The sequence below is a fragment of the Paramicrobacterium salitolerans genome, assembly GCF_051513965.1.
Taxonomy (GTDB): domain Bacteria; phylum Actinomycetota; class Actinomycetes; order Actinomycetales; family Microbacteriaceae; genus Paramicrobacterium.
The window spans coordinates 1345838-1366106 of sequence record NZ_CP195847.1; the positions used below are offsets into that span (position 1 = coordinate 1345838).

Annotated in this window: 20 protein-coding genes and 1 tRNA gene; 3 read left to right on the top strand and 18 right to left on the bottom strand. The window is 63.1% G+C overall.

Annotated elements, in window-relative coordinates; all coding sequences use genetic code 11:
• Nucleotides 1-53 precede the first annotated feature (53 nt).
• Entirely contained in the window at nucleotides 54-704 is a 651-nt protein-coding gene (locus ACSAGD_RS06410; RefSeq protein WP_437584886.1) for a protein-L-isoaspartate(D-aspartate) O-methyltransferase, read from the top strand.
• Here ACSAGD_RS06410 and ACSAGD_RS06415 read toward each other — a convergent pair.
• From ACSAGD_RS06415 to polA, 13 genes are all read right to left on the bottom strand, one after another.
• Complete coding sequence (locus ACSAGD_RS06415; protein ID WP_437584887.1) at nucleotides 667-1212, bottom strand: hypothetical protein; 546 nt, start codon at nucleotides 1210-1212, stop codon at nucleotides 667-669. The genes ACSAGD_RS06410 and ACSAGD_RS06415 overlap by 38 nt on opposite strands.
• On the bottom strand, nucleotides 1209-2510 hold the full coding sequence (locus ACSAGD_RS06420) for a DUF58 domain-containing protein (RefSeq protein WP_437584888.1): 1302 nt from the start codon (nucleotides 2508-2510) through the stop codon (nucleotides 1209-1211). Before ACSAGD_RS06420 ends, ACSAGD_RS06415 begins: the two co-directional genes overlap by 4 nt.
• Nucleotides 2507-3484 (bottom strand): AAA family ATPase, encoded by a 978-nt coding sequence (locus ACSAGD_RS06425; protein ID WP_437584889.1) that lies wholly within the window; start codon nucleotides 3482-3484, stop codon nucleotides 2507-2509. The genes ACSAGD_RS06420 and ACSAGD_RS06425 overlap by 4 nt, the downstream gene beginning before the upstream one ends.
• Nucleotides 3481-3963, bottom strand: a complete 483-nt coding sequence (locus ACSAGD_RS06430) for a hypothetical protein (RefSeq protein WP_437584890.1) — start codon at nucleotides 3961-3963, stop codon at nucleotides 3481-3483. The genes ACSAGD_RS06425 and ACSAGD_RS06430 overlap by 4 nt, the downstream gene beginning before the upstream one ends.
• Nucleotides 3960-4115 carry a DUF4129 domain-containing protein gene (locus ACSAGD_RS06435; protein WP_437585126.1) on the bottom strand — a complete coding sequence of 52 codons (156 nt, stop codon included), beginning with the start codon at nucleotides 4113-4115 and terminating at the stop codon, nucleotides 3960-3962. Before ACSAGD_RS06435 ends, ACSAGD_RS06430 begins: the two co-directional genes overlap by 4 nt.
• A complete protein-coding gene (locus tag ACSAGD_RS06440; protein ID WP_437585214.1) occupies nucleotides 4061-4660 on the bottom strand; it encodes a hypothetical protein in 600 nt (199 codons plus the stop codon). Before ACSAGD_RS06440 ends, ACSAGD_RS06435 begins: the two co-directional genes overlap by 55 nt.
• 83 nt (nucleotides 4661-4743) lie before the next feature.
• Nucleotides 4744-6813: an excinuclease ABC subunit UvrB gene (uvrB, locus tag ACSAGD_RS06445; RefSeq protein ID WP_437584891.1), complete on the bottom strand. Its 2070-nt coding sequence runs from the start codon at nucleotides 6811-6813 to the stop codon at nucleotides 4744-4746.
• Nucleotides 6814-6852: 39 nt separating this feature from the next.
• A complete protein-coding gene (locus ACSAGD_RS06450) occupies nucleotides 6853-7470 on the bottom strand; it encodes a pyroglutamyl-peptidase I (RefSeq protein ID WP_437584892.1) in 618 nt (205 codons plus the stop codon).
• A complete protein-coding gene (gene coaE, locus ACSAGD_RS06455) occupies nucleotides 7467-8009 on the bottom strand; it encodes a dephospho-CoA kinase (RefSeq protein ID WP_437585127.1) in 543 nt (180 codons plus the stop codon). Before coaE ends, ACSAGD_RS06450 begins: the two co-directional genes overlap by 4 nt.
• Before the next feature lie 59 nt (nucleotides 8010-8068).
• Nucleotides 8069-8716 (bottom strand): TetR/AcrR family transcriptional regulator, encoded by a 648-nt coding sequence (locus tag ACSAGD_RS06460; protein ID WP_437584893.1) that lies wholly within the window; start codon nucleotides 8714-8716, stop codon nucleotides 8069-8071.
• Between the two features lie 182 nt (nucleotides 8717-8898).
• On the bottom strand, nucleotides 8899-10341 hold the full coding sequence (rpsA, locus tag ACSAGD_RS06465) for a 30S ribosomal protein S1 (protein ID WP_437584894.1): 1443 nt from the start codon (nucleotides 10339-10341) through the stop codon (nucleotides 8899-8901).
• A gap of 159 nt (nucleotides 10342-10500) precedes the next feature.
• Entirely contained in the window at nucleotides 10501-12177 is a 1677-nt protein-coding gene (locus tag ACSAGD_RS06470; protein WP_437584895.1) for a DUF885 domain-containing protein, read from the bottom strand.
• Nucleotides 12178-12213: 36 nt separating this feature from the next.
• The gene (gene polA, locus ACSAGD_RS06475; protein ID WP_437584896.1) at nucleotides 12214-14865 is read right to left on the bottom strand and encodes a DNA polymerase I; all 2652 of its coding nucleotides are present in this window, start codon (nucleotides 14863-14865) and stop codon (nucleotides 12214-12216) included.
• A 60-nt stretch (nucleotides 14866-14925) separates the two neighbouring features.
• Here polA and ACSAGD_RS06480 point away from each other — a divergent pair, with 60 nt between their 5' ends.
• Nucleotides 14926-15348 (top strand): hotdog fold thioesterase, encoded by a 423-nt coding sequence (locus tag ACSAGD_RS06480; protein WP_437584897.1) that lies wholly within the window; start codon nucleotides 14926-14928, stop codon nucleotides 15346-15348.
• A 71-nt stretch (nucleotides 15349-15419) separates the two neighbouring features.
• Here the strand turns inward: ACSAGD_RS06480 and ACSAGD_RS06485 are convergent, their stop codons facing one another.
• The 4 genes from ACSAGD_RS06485 to ACSAGD_RS06500 all read right to left on the bottom strand — a co-directional run bounded on the left by ACSAGD_RS06485 (nucleotide 15420) and on the right by ACSAGD_RS06500 (nucleotide 18511).
• Entirely contained in the window at nucleotides 15420-16145 is a 726-nt protein-coding gene (locus tag ACSAGD_RS06485) for an amino acid ABC transporter ATP-binding protein (RefSeq protein ID WP_437584898.1), read from the bottom strand.
• Nucleotides 16142-16813 carry an amino acid ABC transporter permease gene (locus ACSAGD_RS06490; protein ID WP_437584899.1) on the bottom strand — a complete coding sequence of 224 codons (672 nt, stop codon included), beginning with the start codon at nucleotides 16811-16813 and terminating at the stop codon, nucleotides 16142-16144. The genes ACSAGD_RS06485 and ACSAGD_RS06490 overlap by 4 nt, the downstream gene beginning before the upstream one ends.
• 82 nt (nucleotides 16814-16895) lie before the next feature.
• Nucleotides 16896-17729, bottom strand: coding sequence for a transporter substrate-binding domain-containing protein (locus ACSAGD_RS06495; protein ID WP_437584900.1), 834 nt, complete (start codon nucleotides 17727-17729; stop codon nucleotides 16896-16898).
• Between the two features lie 173 nt (nucleotides 17730-17902).
• Nucleotides 17903-18511 (bottom strand): ANTAR domain-containing response regulator, encoded by a 609-nt coding sequence (locus tag ACSAGD_RS06500; protein WP_437584901.1) that lies wholly within the window; start codon nucleotides 18509-18511, stop codon nucleotides 17903-17905.
• A gap of 37 nt (nucleotides 18512-18548) precedes the next feature.
• On the opposite strand from ACSAGD_RS06500, the gene ACSAGD_RS06505 reads away from it, so the two are divergent.
• A tRNA-Leu gene (locus ACSAGD_RS06505) sits at nucleotides 18549-18631 on the top strand.
• A gap of 129 nt (nucleotides 18632-18760) precedes the next feature.
• On the opposite strand, the gene pyk is transcribed toward ACSAGD_RS06505, so the two are convergent.
• Entirely contained in the window at nucleotides 18761-20215 is a 1455-nt protein-coding gene (gene pyk / locus ACSAGD_RS06510) for a pyruvate kinase (RefSeq protein WP_437584902.1), read from the bottom strand.
• Between the last annotated feature and the right edge of the window lie 54 nt (nucleotides 20216-20269).

Sequence of the window (20269 nt, forward strand, 5' to 3'; positions counted from 1 at the left end):
CAGCCTGTGAACAGGGGGTTCCCATGTGCGCTTCCGCGGGACACAATGGCGCTATGGGGAGGCATACGGACCCGGTGGAGCAGATGCTGCGATACCACCTCCGCGATCGGGGCATCATCGACGAGCGTGTCCTCCGAGCGATGGCGCAGGTGCCACGCGAGGAGTTCGTGCCGTCGTCATTGCGCGCGGAGGCCTACGCGGATCATCCGCTGCCACTCGCGCAGGGGCAGACGATCTCGCAGCCGTTCATCGTCGCCCTCACTCTGCAGGCTGCGGCGCTCGAGCCGAGCGACACAGTCCTCGATGTAGGAACCGGATCGGGGTATGCCGCAGCCGTTGCCTCGCTGCTCGCAGAGACCGTGGTCACCATCGAACGCTTCGACTCGCTCGCGCAGTCTGCGGAAGAGACTCTTCAGCGGCTCGGCTACTCGAACGTGCTGTCGGTCGTCGGCGACGGTTCCCGCGGCTGCCCGGAGCATGCGCCCTACGATGCGATCGTCTCCGCTGCAGCCGCTGAGAACGTTCCGGACGCATGGCGCACGCAGCTCGCCCCACGGGGGCGGATCGTCGCGCCCGTCGGAGGCACATGGGGGCAGAGGCTGCGTGTCCTCCGCGCGGACGGGTCAAAGGAGAAGGATCTCGGCGGGGTCCGCTTCGTGCCGCTGATCAGCGACGAATCCGTCGGCCCTCCGCATGACGCCTGACCGGTATGAGGAGCGCGATCGCGATGCCGATGAGCGCGAGCACGGCGATCGCGGCCAACCATGGAACGGCGGACGGCGGCATCCACACCGACATCAGTGCGAGCGCAAGCGCGAGAATCGCCTGACTCGGAACTTGGATGATGACGTAATCGCGAAGCGACCGAGTCAGGATGCCGCGGGCCACGCCGCCGCGTGCCGGGGCAACGGTCGAGAGCGTGCAGAGCACATGGAGCAGATGGAGGCCGGCGAGTAGGACATACGGGCGCCAATCCCCCACCTCGGGGTCGCGCGCGAGCTGGGTGAGGGCGAGCACCGCCACAGCGACCCAGCCCGTTCGCCACTTCGGAGAGACCCCGGCGCCCAGGCCCAGGAGGACCGCGACGACGCTCCACACCTGAGTGGGCGCGAAGAGGAACGCGAGGACTCCGGTGAGAAGAACGATCGAAGCGCGCAGCAGAACCGAGGGAACAGCCCGCGGCGCATCCATTCGATAGTCCCGCGCGCTCACTGCGGTGCTCGCTCTCGTGATAGGGCGTAGAGGCGGCCCGACCGCTGCTCTCCGCTGTCGTCGTGCCACCGCACGATGCGAACGCCCGAGGCAGCCGTGACCGTGAGTCGATCGTCGCGCTCCAGCATCAGCATCCGATGCGCCGTCATCTGCTCTGGACTGAGTCCGGACAGATCACCGTGCGGCAGCACATCGATTGCGATCACACGGTGCCCGGTCGCTGCCCAGATCCCGGCGAGATCGGCGGCGTCGTCGTCGAGGAATGTCGAGAGGACGAAGACGAGGGCGCCCGGCGGAAGGACTGGCGCGCGGCGCCGATACGAACTGGCCCCACTCGCGCGGGTCGCCGCGATAGCCGCGTAGAGCCTCTCCGCGTGCTTGCCCCCTGAGCCTCGACGAACCGGGCGTGCACCGGCCGTCAGATCGTGCAGTCCGACGTTGTCTCCCGCGCGAGTGTACGAGGTGGCGATCGCGGTCGCGCACTCGCGCGCGAGGTCCATTGATGTCACTCCGACGCCATCGCGTCTGCCGCTGGCCCACTCGACCACGCTCTCGCCGACATCGTCGCTCGTGTCCATGACGATCATGACGGTCGCGTCGCTCACTGCGTGGGTGCGGCGTACGAAGATGTCGCCCGGTGCACGAGCCAGACGCGCTGTCGCTCTCCAATCGATGCGCCGCAGTCGGTCGCCGGGCGCATACGGATGGATGTCTCGGAACTCGCCGCCCTCCCCCGGACGCGTCGATTCATGTGCACCCGTGAGACCGGTCAGGTGGCGCGGAAGGAGCAGATGCGGGAGCGTTCCAATGCGTGGGCGGATCGTGTGCTCCTCGCGCGACTCAGGACTCGCCTCCGTCATGAATGCGCCGTCATCTGAGCAGGCGCGGTAGCGGAAGCGAATCGCTTCTGTCGGGCCTGAGTGCTCGAGAGGCATCCGAATGCGCACCTCCGCGCCGTCTGACGCTTTGAGCAGGGCAAGACGCCGTTTGGCCTCCCCCACATAGGCACGAACATGAAGGGATGCCGCGGCACCGCCCGTCTCGAACGTGAGACGCCCACTGAGCTCCTCCGCCTCGCTGCTCAGCGCCTCGAACTCGACCGTGTGGGAGATCGTGGCGGGGTGTGTCGGGCGCGTGCTCCAGCGATACGCGGCCCACACGATCAACGGCAGACCGAGCGCCGCGACGTCGGCGCGTGACCAGAGCACTCCCGCGAGCATGATGACGATGCCGCTGACGGCGGCGCCGCCGAGGGCGGCGGTCGGGGCCCAGCGGAGCGAGTGCGACGAGGACGTCACGCGGCGCCGCTCCCCACAGTCGGCGGAACCGGCACCGACCCGAGCGCCGCCGTGACGATGGCCTCGGGACGCACACCGTTCGCCCACGCCTGCGGGGTCAACGTCAGCCGATGTGCGAGAACGGGGACGGCGATGCGCTTGATGTCGTCCGGGGTGATGTAGTCGCGTCCGCTCATGACCGCGATCGCGCGGGCGAGAAGCATGAGCCCCTGAGAGCCACGTGGCGATGCGCCCACCTGCACTTGCTGGTCACGTCGTGTCGCTGCGGCCAGATCCACGCAGTACCGCGCGACGTCGGGGTCGACGTGCACTGCTTCGACAGCGGTTTGCATGTGCAGGAGCTGCTCGGCGTTCAGCACCGGTTCGATCTCGCGCGCGTCATGCTGGCGGTGCGCGCGTGAGAGCAGCATCCTCGTCTCGTCGTCGGCGGAGAGATAGCCGACGGACAGGCGCACCATGAAGCGGTCGAGCTGGGCCTCGGGCAGCGCATACGTACCCTCGAACTCGATGGGGTTCGACGTCGCGATCACATGGAACGGCCGGGGCAGCGGGAACGGCGATCCTTCCACGGTGACGCGACCTTCCGCCATCGCTTCGAGAAACGAGGACTGCGTCTTCGGGGTCGTTCTGTTGATCTCGTCGGCGAGCACAAGCCCGGCGAAGAGCGGGCCGGAGCGGAACTCGAACGTTCCCGTCGAGGGAATGTAGACGAACGACCCCGTGATATCCGATGGGAGCAAGTCGGGGGTGCACTGGATTCGGCTGAACTCCAGCCCGAGAGCACGAGCCAAGGTGCGGGCTGCGAGCGTCTTGCCGAGACCTGGGACGTCTTCGAAAAGCACATGACCTCCGGCGAGCACGGTCGCAAGAGCGAGCTCGAGAGGCTCGGCCATGTCAACGACGATCTCTCCCACACGGGACAGCACAGCTCGGCTGAGTTCTGAGACGTCGGAAGTCGTCATCTGCTCGGTCATGTGGTCTCCTTTTCGTCGAGGCGGGCAAGCGCCTGCAGGGCGATGTCAACGTGGATCCGGTTTGGCTTCAGCGTCGACCGTGGCGTCAGCGCCGCATAGGCGGAGTCGCCGAGCAGCGCCCTGATGCGCTCCTCGTCGGCGCCTTCGGCGAGGCTGAGACCGCGGCGAGCGAGGCGCACGGAGGCGAGATCGCGGAGTCGCGTGACGGCGGCGTCGCTCACGGCATCCCCCTCTCGTCTGTGGGATTGGAGGGCCCAGGACAGCCGAGTGAGGTCTTTGCGGGCCCCCGGCGATCCGGTGGGCGCGGCCGGGTCCCAGAGCGTACCGTCGTCCCCGGACGAGGTGTCGAGCAGGATGCCGATGAGTAGCGGCACTGCCGCGGCCGCTGCGACGAAGGGCACGTCGACTCCGACGAGCCACAGTGCGGCCCCGAGCAGGACTCCCAGGAGGAGGCATCCCGCGATACGCCGACCCGTCATGACCACACTTCCTGGACAGCTCGAAGGGATTCGCGTGCCCGCGCGACGTCGGCGCTCGATGCGCGGTGCCCACCGAATCGGACATCGAGGTACAGCCTCAGAAGCGTGCGCACATCCGTCGCAGCGTCGGAGTGGCGGGCGAGGAGACGAATCGTGAACTCTGACGGAGTCTCGGACGGGGCTCGTCGGTGCCGGTGTCTTCTGCCGACTGCTGCAGGCCGAGCCATGCGGCGATGATCGCATTCGTGGGCTCAGCTTCCGCCTCAAGAACCTGGAGCGCATGGGCGATGCCTCGCGTGAGAGCTGGAACGACGTCGGGCTCGTCGGTCTCGCCTTCATCGGTGGCGCTTGCGGTTCCGAGCGAGACGGATGCCTGCCCGACAGCGTTGCGCCTGCGACGACGAATCGTTCTGATGATAAGCGCCACAAGGGCGATCGCCGCGGCCGTCGCGATCAGAACGAGAGCGATCATGAGTGGAGTGAGGTCGGTTCCAGGGATGTCGTCAGGAAGTTCGCGCTGTTGTGGCGGCAGATCACCCTCGCCCGCCTCAGAGGGCGCGGGAAGCGGCTTGTCCCGATGCGGAATCAGGAGATCGATCCGAGGGGCCCCGAGCGTCAGCGGACCTTGAAGAGCAGTGGCGCCGACGACCCCAAGCGCCAGAACGATGACGAGCGCGAAGCGAACACGAGATGTCATGCGTCGACGCACTCCAGTGCGACGACGACGGTGCTCGGCATGCCCTCACACTATCGTGTGGCGCAGACGTCGATGAGCATAAGTCAGATGTGCCCGGCCTTCTCCATCGCGCGGAGCTCGCGCTTGAGCTCCGAGACCTCGTCACGCAGTCGTGCGGCGAGCTCAAACTTGAGCTCTTCGGCGGCTGCGAGCATCTGCGTGTTGAGATCTGCGATGATCGCCTCGAGGTCGTTCGCGCCCTCGCTGGCAAGGCCTTCGTGCGTGCGCAGCTGAGGTGTCGGCGACGAGGTGCGGTCTGCGCCGCGCTTCGCGAGCAGCTTCTCGGTGTCTGCACCCTCTCTGATGAGAACATCGGTGATGTCGGCGATCCGTTTGCGCAACGGCGTCGGGTCGATCCCGTGCTCCGTGTTGTAAGCGATCTGCTTCTCACGGCGACGGTTAGTCTCGTCGATGGCGTACCGCATGGAATCGGTCATGTTGTCGGCATACATGTGGACCTGGCCCGAGACGTTTCGAGCGGCGCGACCGATCGTCTGAATGAGGGAGGTCGACGAGCGCAGGAAACCCTCCTTATCGGCATCCAGAATCGCAACCAACGAGACTTCGGGAAGATCGAGGCCCTCCCGGAGCAGGTTGATACCGACCAGTACGTCGTAGACGCCGGCGCGAAGCTCGGTGAGGAGCTCGACGCGACGGAGCGTATCGACGTCTGAGTGGAGGTATCGGACTCGGACCCCTGCCTCCGTCAGGAAGTCGGTCAGCTCCTCCGCCATCTTCTTCGTCAGCGTCGTGACGAGCACACGCTCGTCACGTTCCGCGCGCGCACGGATTTCCTCGAGAAGGTCATCGATCTGACCCTCAGACGGCTTGACGACGATCTCTGGATCGACGAGTCCCGTCGGCCGGATGATCTGTTCGACGACACCGTCTGCGACGCCCAGCTCGTAACGCCCGGGCGTTGCAGAAAGATACACCGTCTGCCCCACACGGTTCTTGAACTCATTCCAGGTGAGCGGTCTGTTGTCGAGTGCACTCGGAAGCCGGAACCCATGCTCGACAAGGGTGCGCTTGCGGGAAGCATCCCCCTCGTACATGGCGCCAATCTGCGGAACGGTGACGTGGGACTCGTCGATGACGACGAGGAAGTCGTCGGGAAAATAATCGAGCAGGCAGTGCGGCGCTTCGCCGGGAGAACGACCGTCAATGTGGCGCGAGTAGTTCTCGATTCCGGAACAGAAGCCGATCTGCTCCATCATCTCGAGGTCGAAGGTCGTCCGCATGCGCAGGCGCTGAGCCTCGAGGAGCTTGCCCTGCTTTTCGAGCTCGGACAGGCGTTCTTGAAGTTCGTCTTGGATCGTTCCGATAGCCCGGCGCATCGTCTCCGGACTGGCCGCATAGTGGGTCGCCGGGAAAAGCGACACTGCATCGAGCGTCTTGACGATCTCACCTGTGAGCGGGTGCAGCGCGTACAGAGCTTCGATCTCGTCTCCGAACATCTCGATGCGGATCGCGAGCTCCTCATAGACAGGAATGATCTCGATGGTGTCCCCGCGCACACGGAAGTTCCCGCGCGAGAAATCAACGTCATTGCGGTTGTACTGCATGCCGATGAATCGCCGGATGAGCTCGTCGCGCGACACACGCTGACCGATCTGCAGTGCGACCATCGCGTCCAGGTACTCTTCCGCAGCTCCGAGGCCGTAGATGCAGGAGACAGTGGAGACGACCACCACGTCGCGCCGGCTCAGGAGCGAGTTGGTCGTCGAGTGCCTCAGCCGCTCGACCTCAGCGTTGATCGACGAGTCCTTCTCGATGAACGTGTCTGTCTGCGGCACGTATGCCTCAGGCTGGTAGTAGTCGTAATACGAGACGAAGTACTCGACCGCATTCTCCGGGAGCAGCTCGCGGAACTCATTCGCAAGCTGAGCGGCGAGCGTCTTGTTGTGGGCGAGGATGAGCGTCGGCCGCTGCACTGCTTCGACCAGCCACGCCGTGGTCGCCGATTTGCCGGTCCCCGTCGCGCCAAGCAGCACGACGTCGGTTTCGCCGGCGTTGATGCGGTTCGCGAGCTCGGCGATCGCCTTGGGCTGGTCGCCGCTCGGCTCATATTCACTGACAACGGTGAACGGATGAACGGAGCGTGTCGGTTCCATGGTGCGAGTCTATGCTCTGCCACTGACGTTCTACTGTGTTCAGTCTTCTCGGCCGCCGACGGCGGTGATGTCCGAGCTTCCGCGAGCATCGGTGACACGGATGACCGTCTCAATGCCGCGGACAGCGAGCGCTGTGGGCATCGTCGATTCCACGGGTACGTGAACAAACCCGGCGGCACGGATCGACGGGGTCGCGTCGGCGAGGTGCATGAGCGTGTAGAACACGTGATTGCAGACATAGCTTCCGGCAGACAGGGAGAGCTCGGCAGGAACAGCGTCCGCCTGCAGAGCCTCGACGATCGCTTTTACCGGGAGCGTCGACTCGACGGCGAGCGGTGCATCAGCGACGATGATGCGGTCGGTCGGCTGCTGACCCGAATTGTCGGGAATGCGCGCGTCATCGCGATTGATGGCGTATCTCTCAAGAGAGACGCATGAGCGGCCGCCTGCTTCACCGACGCAGATGACGATGTCGGGAGCATGATCGCGCACGGCGTGCCGAAGGAGCTCGCTTGATCGTCCGAAAACACAGGGCAATATGCGCGTGATGATTTCAGATGAGCCGACGCGATCGGAGAGCGCGCGCACGGCCTCTTCCGACGCGTTCGATGCGGAGTTCGCGAAGGGATCGAACCCCGTCACGAGGACTCGGGTCATCTCGCGCCCAGTCTGTCCCACAGCTCGGCGACGGCCGTCTCGGTGTCCTCAAGAGACCCAGACGTGTCGATGATGACATCAGCGATCTGACGCCGCTGCGCATCACTCGCCTGCGAGGACACACGTCGTTCGGCGTCTTCTCGGCTGTGACCTCGCAGCTCGACAAGGCGCTCCACACGGAGATCCGCGGGTGCGTCAGCGACGACGACGAGGTCGAACTGATCGGCGATCCCTGTTTCGGTGAGAAGCGGAACGTCGTAGACGATGACCGCATCAGGATCTGCTTCCCGCGCGAGGCGAAACTTCGTCTCGGCGAGGGCACGCACAGCGGGATGCACTATGGCGTTGAGATCGTTGCGGGCTGTGGGGTCGCTGAACACAAGACCGCCGAGGCGCTCCCGGTCGAGAACGCCTTCGTCAGACGCGATATCCGCGCCGAAGCGCCTTCGGATGCGGTCAAGACCGTCGCTCCCCGGCTCCACGGCCTCACGGGCGAGCTGATCGGCGTCGACGATGACGGCTCCTCGCTCCGCGAGCATGGCCGCGATCGTGGACTTTCCGGAGGCGATGCCTCCTGTGAGCCCGACGAGCAGGCTGCTCACGACCGGTTCTCGAGATACGCGGTGAGGTACTGAATCGGGACGCTGCTCGCCTCACGGATCAGATCTGGATCGCCCTTCGGGTCCGCGTCGAATGCAAGCCTCTGGATCGTGCGCGAGAGTTCGATGGACACAGAAACCTTGTCGCGCCACTCACCTCCGGTTCCGGCGCCGTCGAACTGCGAGAACAGCTCGACGACGGCATCTACATACGCTGCTGTCCGCTCTCGGTACTTGTTCTCATTCGAACCATCCGGGAGGATCCGGTAATGGGTGGCTTTGTAACCGGGAATCGTTCTGCGTGCGGTGCACGTGCTGTCCACGAGCGTGGCAAACGCCTCCTGCCAGGTTTCAGCTGGCTTGTCAGCGAACCGATCGATCGCAATCTCCACATACCTGGAGATCATGTAGTCGTATACACCGAGTAGCAGTGCAATGCGATCGGGGAAGAACCTGTAGACGGTTCCGATCGCCATATCTGCACGCTTGGCAACTTCCGCCGTGGTCACTCCGGAGTGGCCGGACTCGTCGATGATCTCGCCGCACGCGCGGAGGATCGTCTCCAGGCTCTGCTTGCTTCGACTCTGCTGAGGGCTGTTGCGCAGGAGGGACGCATCTGCGTACTCGATTGACAGAAACTTTGTCAATGGATCAACGTTCACTGCACACCTTGAAACTGTTGCGGGCCGAATCGAAGATCGATCGGCGAATCGGTCGATAGGAAAAACACTAGCAGGATGTTTCGCGGCTTCCACGGCACGAAACTCATCGCCGGAGAAACGACAATGGTCGGCTCAGCGGAGCTGAGCCGACCATTGAGCAGAGACGATTAGTTGTTGCTGGACAGCTTCTCCCGAAGTGCCGCGAGCGACGCGTCGTCTGCGAGTGTTCCGGCCGACTGAGCCTCGCCAGCGAAGTTCGCGTTCGCGGCCGGAGCGTCGCCCTCGGCCTCGTCTGCGAGTGCAGCGGCGACCTGCTTCTTGTGAGCCTCCCAGCGAGCCTGGGCAGCAGCGTAGTCCTGCTCCCACTTCTCGCGCTGAGCCTCGAAGCCTTCCTTCCACTCGTTCGTCTCGGGGTCGAAGCCCTCGGGGTACTTGTAGTTGCCCTCTTCGTCGTACTCCGTGGCCATACCGTAGAGCGCGGGGTCGAACTCAGTGCCCTCGGGGTCGACGCCTTCGTTGGCCTGCTTGAGGCTCAGCGAGATGCGACGGCGCTCGAGATCGATGTCGATGATCTTGACAAAGACCTCCTGGCCGACCGAGACAACCTGGTCAGCGAGCTCGACGTGCTTCGAGCTGAGCTCGGAGATGTGGACGAGGCCCTCGATGCCGTCGGCGACGCGAACGAACGCGCCGAACGGTACGAGCTTGGTGACCTTGCCCGGCGTGATCTGGCCAATCGCGTGCGTGCGAGCGAAGACCTGCCACGGGTCTTCCTGGGTTGCCTTGAGGGAGAGCGAGACGCGCTCACGGTCGAGGTCGACCTCGAGGATCTCGACGGTGACCTCCTGGCCAACCTCGACAACCTCGGAAGCGTGCTCGATGTGCTTCCAGCTGAGCTCGGAAACGTGGACGAGACCGTCAACGCCACCAAGATCGACGAACGCACCGAAGTTGACGATCGACGACACGATGCCCTTGCGAACCTGACCCTTGTGCAGGTTGTTGAGGAACGAGGTGCGGCTCTCGGACTGCGTCTGCTCAAGCAGGGCGCGGCGCGACAGCACGACGTTGTTGCGGTTCTTGTCGAGTTCGAGGATCTTGGCCTCGAGCTCCTGACCGAGGTACGGGGTGAGATCGCGAACGCGGCGAAGCTCGATGAGCGAAGCGGGCAGGAAGCCGCGGAGCCCGATGTCGACGATGAGGCCGCCCTTGACGACCTCGATGACCTGGCCGGTCACGACGCCATCGGCTTCCTTGATCTTCTCGACATCGCCCCAGGCGCGCTCGTACTGCGCACGCTTCTTGGAGAGAATGAGGCGGCCCTCTTTGTCTTCCTTCTGCAGGACGAGAGCCTCGACGGTGTCGCCGACCTCCACGACCTCGGTCGGGTCGACATCGTGCTTGATGGAGAGTTCGCGAGAGGGGATGACGCCCTCGGTCTTGTAACCGACGTCGAGCAGAACCTCGTCGCGGTCGATCTTCACTACGGTGCCCTCGATGAGGTCTCCGTCATTGAAGAACTTCAGTGTCTTCTCGACCGCTGCGAGGAAATCTTCAGCAGATCCGATGTCGTTGATGGCGACCTGCTTGGCGGTCGTTGCGGTTGTCATATAGGTAAATGCTCCAGGGTGGACAATTGGTCAGGCCCGGTCACGAGTCGTGCATGTGCGTGATGGGCAGGCGGATAGGACGTCACAAATGTGACATTCAATCTTAGCGCGCTGACGAGCTCAGAATCAACTGCGCGGAGTGCGCTCCTCTGCGGCCTCTCACCGCAGCAGCTCGGTGCGTAGGGTATCCAGTCCTACTCCCCCGAGAGACAGTGCGCGGGTGTGGAAATCCTTCAGCGAGAAGGACGATCCCTCGCGCTCGCGACTCTCATCCCGAAGCTGCTCCCAGATTCTCTGTCCGACCTTGTACGCGGGTGCTTGTCCAGGCCATCCCAGATACCGATTCACCTCGAACCTGACGAAGCTCTCATCCATGTTGACGTTCGACTTCATGAACTCGAAGGCGTACTCAGCAGTCCAGGCACTCCCGCCTCCGGGAACGGTCTTTCCGAGGTGAACGCCGATGTCCAGCACGACTCGTGCTGCCCGCATCCGCTGCCCATCCAGCATCCCGAGTCGATCCGCTGGGTCGTCCAGGTACCCGAGGTCCTGCATGAGCCGCTCTGCATAGAGCGCCCAGCCCTCGGCATGCCCGGAGGTTCCCGCGAGCAGGCGGCGCCAGCTGTTGAGCGTCCGCCTGTTGTACACGGCCTGGCCGATCTGCAGATGGTGGCCGGGCACGCCCTCGTGATAGACGGTGGTCAGCTCACGCCACGTGTCGAACTCCGTGACCCCTTCGGGCACGGACCACCACATCCGCCCAGGTCGCGAGAAGTCGTCAGTCGGGCCTGTGTAGTAGATTCCGCCCTCTGTCGTCGGGGCGATCATGCACTCAATGGTTCGGATCTCATCCGGGATGTCGAAATGCACTCCGGCCAAGTCTGCGACTGCGCGGTCGCTCGTCTCCTGCATCCACGTCCGCAGTGCCTCGGTGCCATGGAGCTTACGGCTCTGGTCGGTGTCGAGGTGAGCTATGGCTTCGAGAACCCCAGCCCCCGGCAGGATCTGTCGTGCGATGGCCTCCTGCTCGTCGACCATTCGCTCGAGCTCCTGGATTCCCCACTCGTACGTCTCATCGAGGTCGATCTTCGCCCCGAGAAATTCCTGGGAGCGAAGCTCGTAGATGTCGCGTCCTACAGCGTCGCGTTCAGGGGCATGCGGCTCCAGCTCGTCGACGAGGTAGGAACGGAACCTACCGTAGGCCTCCGCAGCCTCGGCCGCGTAGCGACGAAGGTCATCCGCGAGGGCTTCAGGAACTGAGGCGCGGCTGGTGACGCCTCGCTCGGCGAGCTCAGCGAAGAAGCCGTCGGATGCCGCGAGCTTCTCGGCCTGAGCAGCGACCTCCCTCACCTGACGCTTCGCAGGAACGGTTCCGCGTTCCACACCGACGTGGAGTGTCTCGACGTAGCCCTCGAGCGCCTGCGCGACTCGAGACAGGCGCGTGGACACAGCAGCCCAATCGTCGGTGGAGGACGTCGGCATGAGGTCGAACGCTTCGCGGACGTGCTGAGCAGGAGAGTCGATGACATTGAGATCTCGGAATGGCAGTCCAGCATCGATGCTCTGGAGCGTGAGAGCGAGTTCACGACCGAGATCATCCTTCGTGACTCGATCGACGTCGTCGACGGGAGCCGCGGCTTCGAGCTCGGCACGCACTGTCGATACGGCGTCAGCGAGAGCATCCACCCCCGAGGGTGAATAGTCTGCGAATCGGTCGTTGACCTCATCGCGGCCGATGTAGGTGCCGACCGTCGGCTCTAACGAAGCGACGGTGTCGACCCATCGCTCAGCGATGGCATCGATGGCGGTTGGTTCACGTGTCTGCTCTGACGTCATGATGCGAGCGTATGCCACGCGACCGAGCAACGGTAATCAGTGCGCCGCAGCGTCCCAGTTCGCGCCGTAACCGACCTGAACCTCGAGAGGCACGCTCAACTCTGCGGCATCCCCCATGCGTGTGCGGACGATGCGCTCGAGCTCGTCGTGCTCGCCGTCACCGACTTCGAAGACCAGCTCGTCGTGCACCTGCATGAGCATCCGACTCGTCATGTCCGCGGACCGGATGTCGTCTTCGATGTGGATCATCGCGATCTTGATGATGTCTGCCGCGGAGCCTTGGATCGGCGCGTTGAGGGCAGCGCGCTCGGCGTTCTGCCGCAGCGTGCGGTTCGGGCTCTTCAGATCGGGGAACGGCCGCCGGCGACCGAAGATCGTCGTCGTGTAACCGTCGACTTTGGCCTGCTCGACGACGTGGCGCAGGTAATCACGGACCGCTCCGAATCGCTCGAAGTAGTCGGACATAAGCTGCTTGGCCTCGGCGTTGTCGATGCGCAGCTGACGGGACAGCCCGAATGCACTCAGACCGTAGGCGAGCCCATACGACATCGCCTTGACCTTGGTTCGCATCTCGGCGGTGACGTCAGCGGGCTCGACTCCGAAGATGCGTGCGCCGACGAAGCGGTGGAGGTCCTCTCCGGTTCGGAACGCCTCGATCAGCCCGGGATCCTCTGAGAGGTGCGCCATGATGCGCATCTCGATCTGTGAGTAGTCCGCGGTGAACAGACTCTCGTGATCAGAGCCGACGCAGAACGCCTCACGGATGTGCCTGCCCGTCTCGGTGCGGACCGGGATGTTCTGGAGGTTGGGATCCGTGGACGAGATGCGCCCGGTGGAGGTTCCCGTCTGCACGTAGGAGGTGTGGATGCGTCCATCCTCGCCCGTGGCTTTGATGAGCGAGTCGACAATCTGTCGCAGCTTCGTGGCGTCGCGGTGCTCGAGCAGCAGGCCGAGGAACGGATGCGGATGCGACGCCTGAAGATCGGCGAGCGACGCGGCATCCGTCGAGTACCCCGTCTTGGTCGCGCGCGTCGTCGGCATCTCGAGCTGAGTGAAGAGGACCTCTTGGATCTGCTTCGGCGACCCGAGGTTGATCTCTCGTCCGATCTCCGCGAACGCGCTCTCGGCAAGGCCACGAGCACGTTCCCCGAGATCGTTCGACAGCGATGCGAGGTGGTTGGAGGCGACAGCGACGCCGCGGAGCTCCATAGACGCCAGCACGTCGACGATCGGCATCTCGATGTCGCGGAATACCCGTTCGGATCCCGCATCGAGTCGTTTGAGCAGAGGCTCGACGAGGCGCTGCACGAACCATGCATCGGTGGCGGCGTCTGTCGGCTCCACCTCGGGGACAAGCTGGTTCGGGTCCGAGACGGGGAGCGTCTCATCCAGGTAGCGCGAGACGAGATCGCTGAGAGTCTTGTCCTGTCCGCCGGGTCGCAGGAGCCATCCGGCGATGAAAGTGTCGACCGCGATGCCGGCTACGGTGAGCCCCGCCTGTCGGAGCGCCTTGATCTGGTGCTTCGCGCCGTGCATGATCTTCGGCTTGCTCTCGTCGGCCAGCCACGTTTCGAACGGTGCGTAGTCGGCACGGCCAGGCTGCCAGGCAAGCGCAACGGTCTCCGAAGCTCCGGCGATGCCGATCGCGATCGGCGTGCCGGGCGTGAGATCGACTTCCACGGCCAAACCTTCGGGCGCCGCAGCGCTCTGCCGCGCGAGCCACGCCTCGAGCTCTTCGTCGAGAAGGTTCTGCGGCTCGGGGGCGGCCACCGTCGGCTCAGCGGGTGCTCCCCCTTCGATGCCCTCGAGCTTCATCACGCGATCAAGCAGAGTGCGGAACTCGAGCTTCGCGAACACGTCGCGCACGGCGTTCTGATCGATCGGTTGCTTGCTGAGAGACTCGACCTCGCACGGCAACGCCACATCCGTCACGAGACGATTGAGACGACGGTTGCGAATCGCGTTCTCCTTGTGCTCGCGGAAGCTCTCCCCCACCTTGCCGGTGATCTCGTCGGCGTGAGCGATGATCTCGTCGAGACTGCCGAAACGGTGCAGCCACTTCACGGCGGTCTTCTCGCCCACCTTGGGGACTCCTGGCAGATTATCGCTCGTCTCCCCCACCAGCGCGGCGATCTCAGGGTACTGGTGCGGCTCGATGTCGTAGCGCTCTTTGACCTTCGCCGGGTCGTAGCGGGTGAGGTCAGAGACGCCCTGCCGTGAGGGATAGAGCAGCGTCACATTGTCATTGACGAGCTGGATCGTGTCGCGGTCACCGGAGACGACCAGGACGCGGTATCCCTGTTCGGTTCCCTGAGCAGCCAAAGTCGCGAGGATGTCATCGGCTTCGAAGTCCTCGATCGAGATCGTCGTGATGTTCATTGCCGCGAGTGCCTCCTGAAGCAGAGGAATCTGCCCGATGAACTCCGGCGGTGTCTCTCCTCGCGTCCCCTTGTACTCGGGGTACTCTCGCGTGCGGAACGAATAGCGTGAGATGTCGAACGCCACGGCGATGTGGGTCGGCTTCTCATTCTTCAGAAGGTTGATCAGCATCGCGATGAAGCCGTGGATGGCGTTCGTATGCTGACCTTCGCTGTTCTGGAAGCTGTCGACAGGCAGCGCGTAGAACGCGCGGAACGCCAGCGAGTGGCCATCGATCACGAGCAGGGTAGGCTTTTCGTTGTCCGACACAGTCCCCAGCCTACAAGTCGCCGACGACATCGGGCGGGTAACCAGAGCGCGAAGGTGTTCATGAGCCAGACAGCATCCGATCCCCTCGAATACGTACGCAAGCGCGGAGTCGGTGCCCTCGCCGAGAAGATGGGCATCGAGATCACTGAGATCGGCGTCGATCGCACAGTCGGCACCATGCCGGTCGAGGGCAACACACAGCCAGCGATGCTCCTGCACGGAGGCGCGTATGTCGTCCTCGGAGAGTCTCTCGGATCGATGGCCGCGAACTACTACTCCGGCGAAGACCGTCTTGCGGTCGGTATCGACATCAACGCGACGCACACACGATCAGCAACGAGTGGAACAGTGACTGGAGTGTGCACGCCCATCCATCTGGGCCGGAGCCTCACCGTTCACGAGATCGCCATCACGGACGAGCAGGGTAGACGCTGCTCAACGGTTCGGATCACGAACATGATCAAGGATCGCCCGGCGCGCTGACAATACGCAGAAGGGGCTCGGCCGAATCTCGGCCGAGCCCCTTCTGCATCGTCAAAGAGCTGTCTGCTCTGTCAGAGGACTTTGTCGAGGAAGGCCTTCGTGCGCTCGTTCTGCGGATCATCGAAGATCTGCTCCGGCGTGCCCTCCTCCACGACATAGCCGCCGTCCATGAACATCACCCGGTCGCCGACCTCGCGCGCGAAGCCCATCTCGTGGGTCACGACAACCATGGTCATGCCCTCGAGAGCGAGCTGCTTCATCACGGCGAGGACTTCTCCGACAAGTTCGGGATCGAGCGCGCTCGTCGGCTCGTCGAAGAGCATCATCTTTGGTTCCATCGCCAGAGCCCTCGCGATGGCGACGCGCTGCTGCTGGCCGCCAGAGAGCTGTGCCGGGTATGCCTCAGCCTTATCCGCGAGCCCGACCTTCTCAAGCAGTCGAGCGGCGCGTTCCTCGGCTTTTGCCGTGCTGAGACCACGCACCTTGATCGGAGCGAGCGTGATGTTCTCGATCACCGACTTATGGGGGAACAGATTGAACTGCTGGAAGACCATGCCGATCTCAGTGCGAACCGCGTTGATGTCGGTGTTCTTGTCTGTCAGGCTTTGGCCATCGATGACGACGTCACCGCTGCTGATCTCCTCGAGCATGTTTAAGCAGCGTAGGAACGTGCTCTTCCCGGAGCCGCTGGGGCCGATCACACAGACGACCTCCTGGGCTTCGACATCGCAGTCGATTCCTCGAAGGACCTCGTTGTCGCCGAATGACTTATGGAGGTCTGCGACATGAATGATCATGAGTGTGCCTGCCGTTTCTCGATGACGCTGAGCACCTTGGAGAGCGTCAGCGTGATGATCAGGTACATGATGGCGACCGTCGTGTAGATCTCAACGGCGTTGAAGTGGTTTGCCGCGATGAGGCGGGCCTGGAACACGAGGTCGGGCACCAAGATCACCGACAGGAGCGAAGTGTCCTTGATGCTGATGATGAACTGATTGCCCAGCGGTGGGATCATGCGCCGGAATGCTTGCGGCCAGATAACATGCCGCATCGTCAGATGACGGCCCATGCCGAGGGAACGGCCCGCCTCCATCTGGCCCTTCTCAATGGACTGCACTGCTCCACGCACGATCTCCGCGATGTACGCGCCTGAGTTCAGACCGATCACGATGAAACCGGCGATAAGTGAAGGGATATTCGTGCCGATGATGAGCGGCAACGCGTAGTAGATCCAGATGGCCTGAACGAGGACGGGAGTTCCTCGGAGCACCTCCACATAGACGGAGGATGCACCGTAGATGATCTTGCTCTTCGAGAGCCGGCCCAGTCCGAAGATCGCTCCGAGGACGAAGCCGATCAGGAGCCCAACGACCGAGATGAGGAGCGTGTAGTAAAGGCCGACCAGCAGCTGCGGGATGAACTCGACGACTCCTGCCCAGTCAAACGTAGCCGAATGAATAATCATATGTGCCTCTCACAGGCAACGGGCACGGGGAGCTCCCATCGTGCCCGTTGCTCATAATGTGATGTTGTCAATCGATCCGTGGCTATTCGCTCGGCGGCGCCTCACCGAACCACTTCTCGTAGATCTCGTCGTAGGTGCCGTTCTCCTTCAGCGTCGCGAGAGCTTTGTCGATCGCTTTCACAAGGTTCTCGTTACCCTGCGCGATGGCGATGCCGTAGTCCTGCGCTTCGAGAAGGTCACCGACCATCTTCAGGCTGTCTTTGCCCTTCGTCTTGATGTAGTAAGCGACGTTCGGGGCGTCATAGAGAATGGCATCCGCACTTCCCGACTGGACGGCAAGGTACGCCTGATCGAGCTGCTCGAACGTCTTCGCTGTTGCGCCTTCGATGTTCTTCTCGATGTAGTCCGCGCTTGTCGATCCGAGACGAGTCGCCACGTTCTTGCCCTTGAGGTCTTCAATATCCTTGATCTCATCGTTGTCCGTGGCGACGCCGATGCGCAGGCCCGATTTGTAGTACGGATCTGAGAAGTCGACCTTCTCAGCACGCTCAGGCTTGATCGTGATGCCCGCGATCGCGATGTCGAATGTTCCCGTCTGAAGACCGGGGATGATTCCGTCGAAGTTCGTCGTCTTCAGATCGATCTTGAACCCAGCCTCATCGGCGACGGCATTGATCAGATCGATGTCGAACCCTACGTATTCGCCGCCGTCCTTGAATTCGAAGGGGACGAACGACGTATCTGTAGCGACGACGTAGGTGTCTTCCAGCGGAGCATCAGCGCTCTCGCCGCTGTCGCTGGAGCAGGCCGACAGTCCCGTCACAAGGGCCATCGAAGCGAGCATTGCTCCCCCGACAATCAGTTTTCTTTTCTGGTTCACGTGTGCCTCTCGTTCGTTGAACGCCACGTCTGGCATGTGTGGTCAGTACCGTACGGCAGGCTCTCGCACAGTGTCAAAAGGGCACGCTGCGCATTGAAACATCCACGGAATATGGCGAGAAGCCTTGTTTCGCAGGCAGAAGTGTGCTTCGAATACGAAAAGGGCCTGCCCGCGTGAGTGCGGACAGACCCTTCGAGTCGTGACGTAAGCTACTTCTTCTTTGCGCTGAGCTGATCGATGATGGCCTGCGCGACATCGTGCATCGTGAGGCGACGATCCATCGACGCCTTCTGAATCCATCGGAATGCTTCGGGCTCGCTGAGCCCCATCTTCTCGTTGAGGAGGCCTTTCGCGCGATCCACGAGCTTGCGAGTCTCGAAACGCTCGACCATGTCGGCCACCTCGGCCTCGAGCGTGATGATCTGCTGGTGACGACTCAGCGCGATCTCGATCGCCGGAAGCAGATCGTTCGGCGTGAACGGTTTCACGACGTACGCGAGGGCTCCCGCTTCAGAGGCGCGCTCGACGAGATCCTTCTGGCTGAACGCTGTCAGCAGGACGACGGGAGCGATCTGCGCCTTGCTCAGTCGCTCGGCGGCGGAGATGCCGTCGAGCTTGGGCATCTTTACGTCCATCACGACAAGATCGGGGCGAAGCTCGGTGGCCAGAGCCACAGCAGTTTCGCCGTCCCCGGCCTCCCCCACGACCTCGAAGCCGTTGTCTCGGAGAATCTCGACGATGTCGAGGCGGATCAGTGATTCATCCTCGGCGACGACGACGCGTCGAGGAGCGTTTGGTGTTGTCTCTTGCTCAGTCACCCTAGAATCCTACGATAACCTTGTTCAGGTTGTGTGAGCCGGTGTGGCGGAATGGCAGACGCGGAGCACTCAAAATGCTTTGCCTTCACAGGCGTGTGGGTTCGAGTCCCACCACCGGCACCGACTGAATGCCGCGGAATCCTTGGGTTTCCGCGGCATTCTCTGTATTCACGAGAGAGGGTGGTTACGCCGCTGGCGTAACCACCCTCTCTCGTCGAATTTTCGCTGAGATCCGAGCTCTGACCCGGTCTACTGCTTCTTCCGGAGCGCGTATGCAGGCGCAACGCCCTCGTGGGCATCCCCCATCTGGTGAACGCGGACGTCGTTCGTTGAACCCGAGATTCCGGGAGGAGAACCGGAGATCACGACGACCTTCTCGCCCTGCTCTGCGAGTCCGCCGGAGAGCAGAACGTCGTCGACCTGCCCGAACATCTCGTCCGTGTGCGTCACACGGTCGACGAGATAGGACTCGATCCCCCAGTTCAGCTGCATGCGACGACGGATCTCTTCGTTCGGAGTGAAGCCGATGACCGGAATCTTGGTGCGGAGTCGAGACATCCGCCGCACGGAGTCGCCCGATTCGGTGAAGACGCAGAGATAGCGGGCGTCGACGAAGTCCGCGACCTCTGACGCAGCGAGAGTGAGCGCGCCGCCCTGCGTGCGCGGTTTCGTCCCAAGCGGAGCGATGCGCTCAAGTCCGTGCTCTTCAGTCGAGGCGACGATCTTCGCCATGGTCTGAACGGTGATCTCCGGATACTCGCCGACACTGGTCTCGCCGCTGAGCATGACCGCGTCCGCGCCGTCCAGGATCGCGTTGGCGACATCGGAGGTCTCCGCGCGAGTCGGAACAGGGCTCGAGATCATCGACTCGAGCATCTGCGTCGCGACGATGACCGGCTTGGCCATGCGGCGGCACTGCTCGATCGCGCGCTTCTGCACGAGCGGCACCGCCTCGAGCGGCAGCTCGACACCCAGGTCTCCACGAGCGACCATGATGCCGTCGAACGCGTCAATGATCTCGTCGAGAGCGTCGACGGCCTGGGGCTTCTCGATCTTCGCGATGACGGGGAGACGGATGCCTTCTTCATCCATGATCTCGTGAACGCGGCTGATGTCGGCCGCATTTCGGACGAACGAGAGCGCGATGAAGTCGGCACCGAGCTTGAGGCCCCAGCGCAGGTCCGCTTCGTCTTTCTCAGAGAGTGCGGGAACGCTGACTGCGACGCCCGGCAGATTGATGCCCTTGTTGTTGGACACTGGCCCGCCGACGACGACCTCGGTCTTGACACGTACACCGTCGGTCTCAAGGACACGAACACGGACCTTGCCGTCGTCGATGAGGAGGAAGTCACCCGGGGCGACATCGTGAGGCAGACCCTTGAACGTCGTACCGCAGATGTCCTTGTTGCCGACGATGTCTTCGGTGGTGATCGTGAAGATGTCACCCTCGGCGAGCTCGTACGGGCCGTCCTCGAAGGTGCCGAGGCGGATCTTCGGACCCTGAAGGTCCACAAGCACTGCGATCGGCTTGCCCGCGTCTGCAGCGGCCTTGCGGACGTTCGCGTAGACGCCCTCGTGCACGTCGTAGCTGCCGTGGCTCAGGTTCATCCGGGCTACGTTGACGCCGGCGTCGATGAGCGCGCGTATCTTCTCGTAGCTGGATGTCGCCGGCCCAAGCGTCGCGACGATCTTTGCTCGTCTCATGTATGAATAACTCCATGTCCTGCGCAGGGGGAGTGCGCTGGTTCGTGTCTGTCA

What these genes read in the sequence shown, in the direction of transcription:
- ACSAGD_RS06410 (WP_437584886.1), top strand. Translation starts at nt 54, where the DNA reads ATGGGGAGGCATACGGACCCGGTGGAGCAGATGCTGCGATACCACCTC.
- ACSAGD_RS06425 (WP_437584889.1), bottom strand. Translation starts at nt 3,484, where the DNA reads ATGACCGAGCAGATGACGACTTCCGACGTCTCAGAACTCAGCCGAGCT.
- ACSAGD_RS06430 (WP_437584890.1), bottom strand. Translation starts at nt 3,963, where the DNA reads ATGACGGGTCGGCGTATCGCGGGATGCCTCCTCCTGGGAGTCCTGCTC.
- ACSAGD_RS06440 (WP_437585214.1), bottom strand. Translation starts at nt 4,660, where the DNA reads ATGACATCTCGTGTTCGCTTCGCGCTCGTCATCGTTCTGGCGCTTGGG.
- uvrB (WP_437584891.1), bottom strand. Translation starts at nt 6,813, where the DNA reads ATGGAACCGACACGCTCCGTTCATCCGTTCACCGTTGTCAGTGAATAT.
- ACSAGD_RS06450 (WP_437584892.1), bottom strand. Translation starts at nt 7,470, where the DNA reads ATGACCCGAGTCCTCGTGACGGGGTTCGATCCCTTCGCGAACTCCGCA.
- coaE (WP_437585127.1), bottom strand. Translation starts at nt 8,009, where the DNA reads ATGCTCGCGGAGCGAGGAGCCGTCATCGTCGACGCCGATCAGCTCGCC.
- rpsA (WP_437584894.1), bottom strand. Translation starts at nt 10,341, where the DNA reads ATGACAACCGCAACGACCGCCAAGCAGGTCGCCATCAACGACATCGGA.
- ACSAGD_RS06470 (WP_437584895.1), bottom strand. Translation starts at nt 12,177, where the DNA reads ATGACGTCAGAGCAGACACGTGAACCAACCGCCATCGATGCCATCGCT.
- ACSAGD_RS06480 (WP_437584897.1), top strand. Translation starts at nt 14,926, where the DNA reads ATGAGCCAGACAGCATCCGATCCCCTCGAATACGTACGCAAGCGCGGA.
- ACSAGD_RS06485 (WP_437584898.1), bottom strand. Translation starts at nt 16,145, where the DNA reads ATGATCATTCATGTCGCAGACCTCCATAAGTCATTCGGCGACAACGAG.
- ACSAGD_RS06490 (WP_437584899.1), bottom strand. Translation starts at nt 16,813, where the DNA reads ATGATTATTCATTCGGCTACGTTTGACTGGGCAGGAGTCGTCGAGTTC.
- ACSAGD_RS06495 (WP_437584900.1), bottom strand. Translation starts at nt 17,729, where the DNA reads ATGCCAGACGTGGCGTTCAACGAACGAGAGGCACACGTGAACCAGAAA.
- pyk (WP_437584902.1), bottom strand. Translation starts at nt 20,215, where the DNA reads ATGAGACGAGCAAAGATCGTCGCGACGCTTGGGCCGGCGACATCCAGC.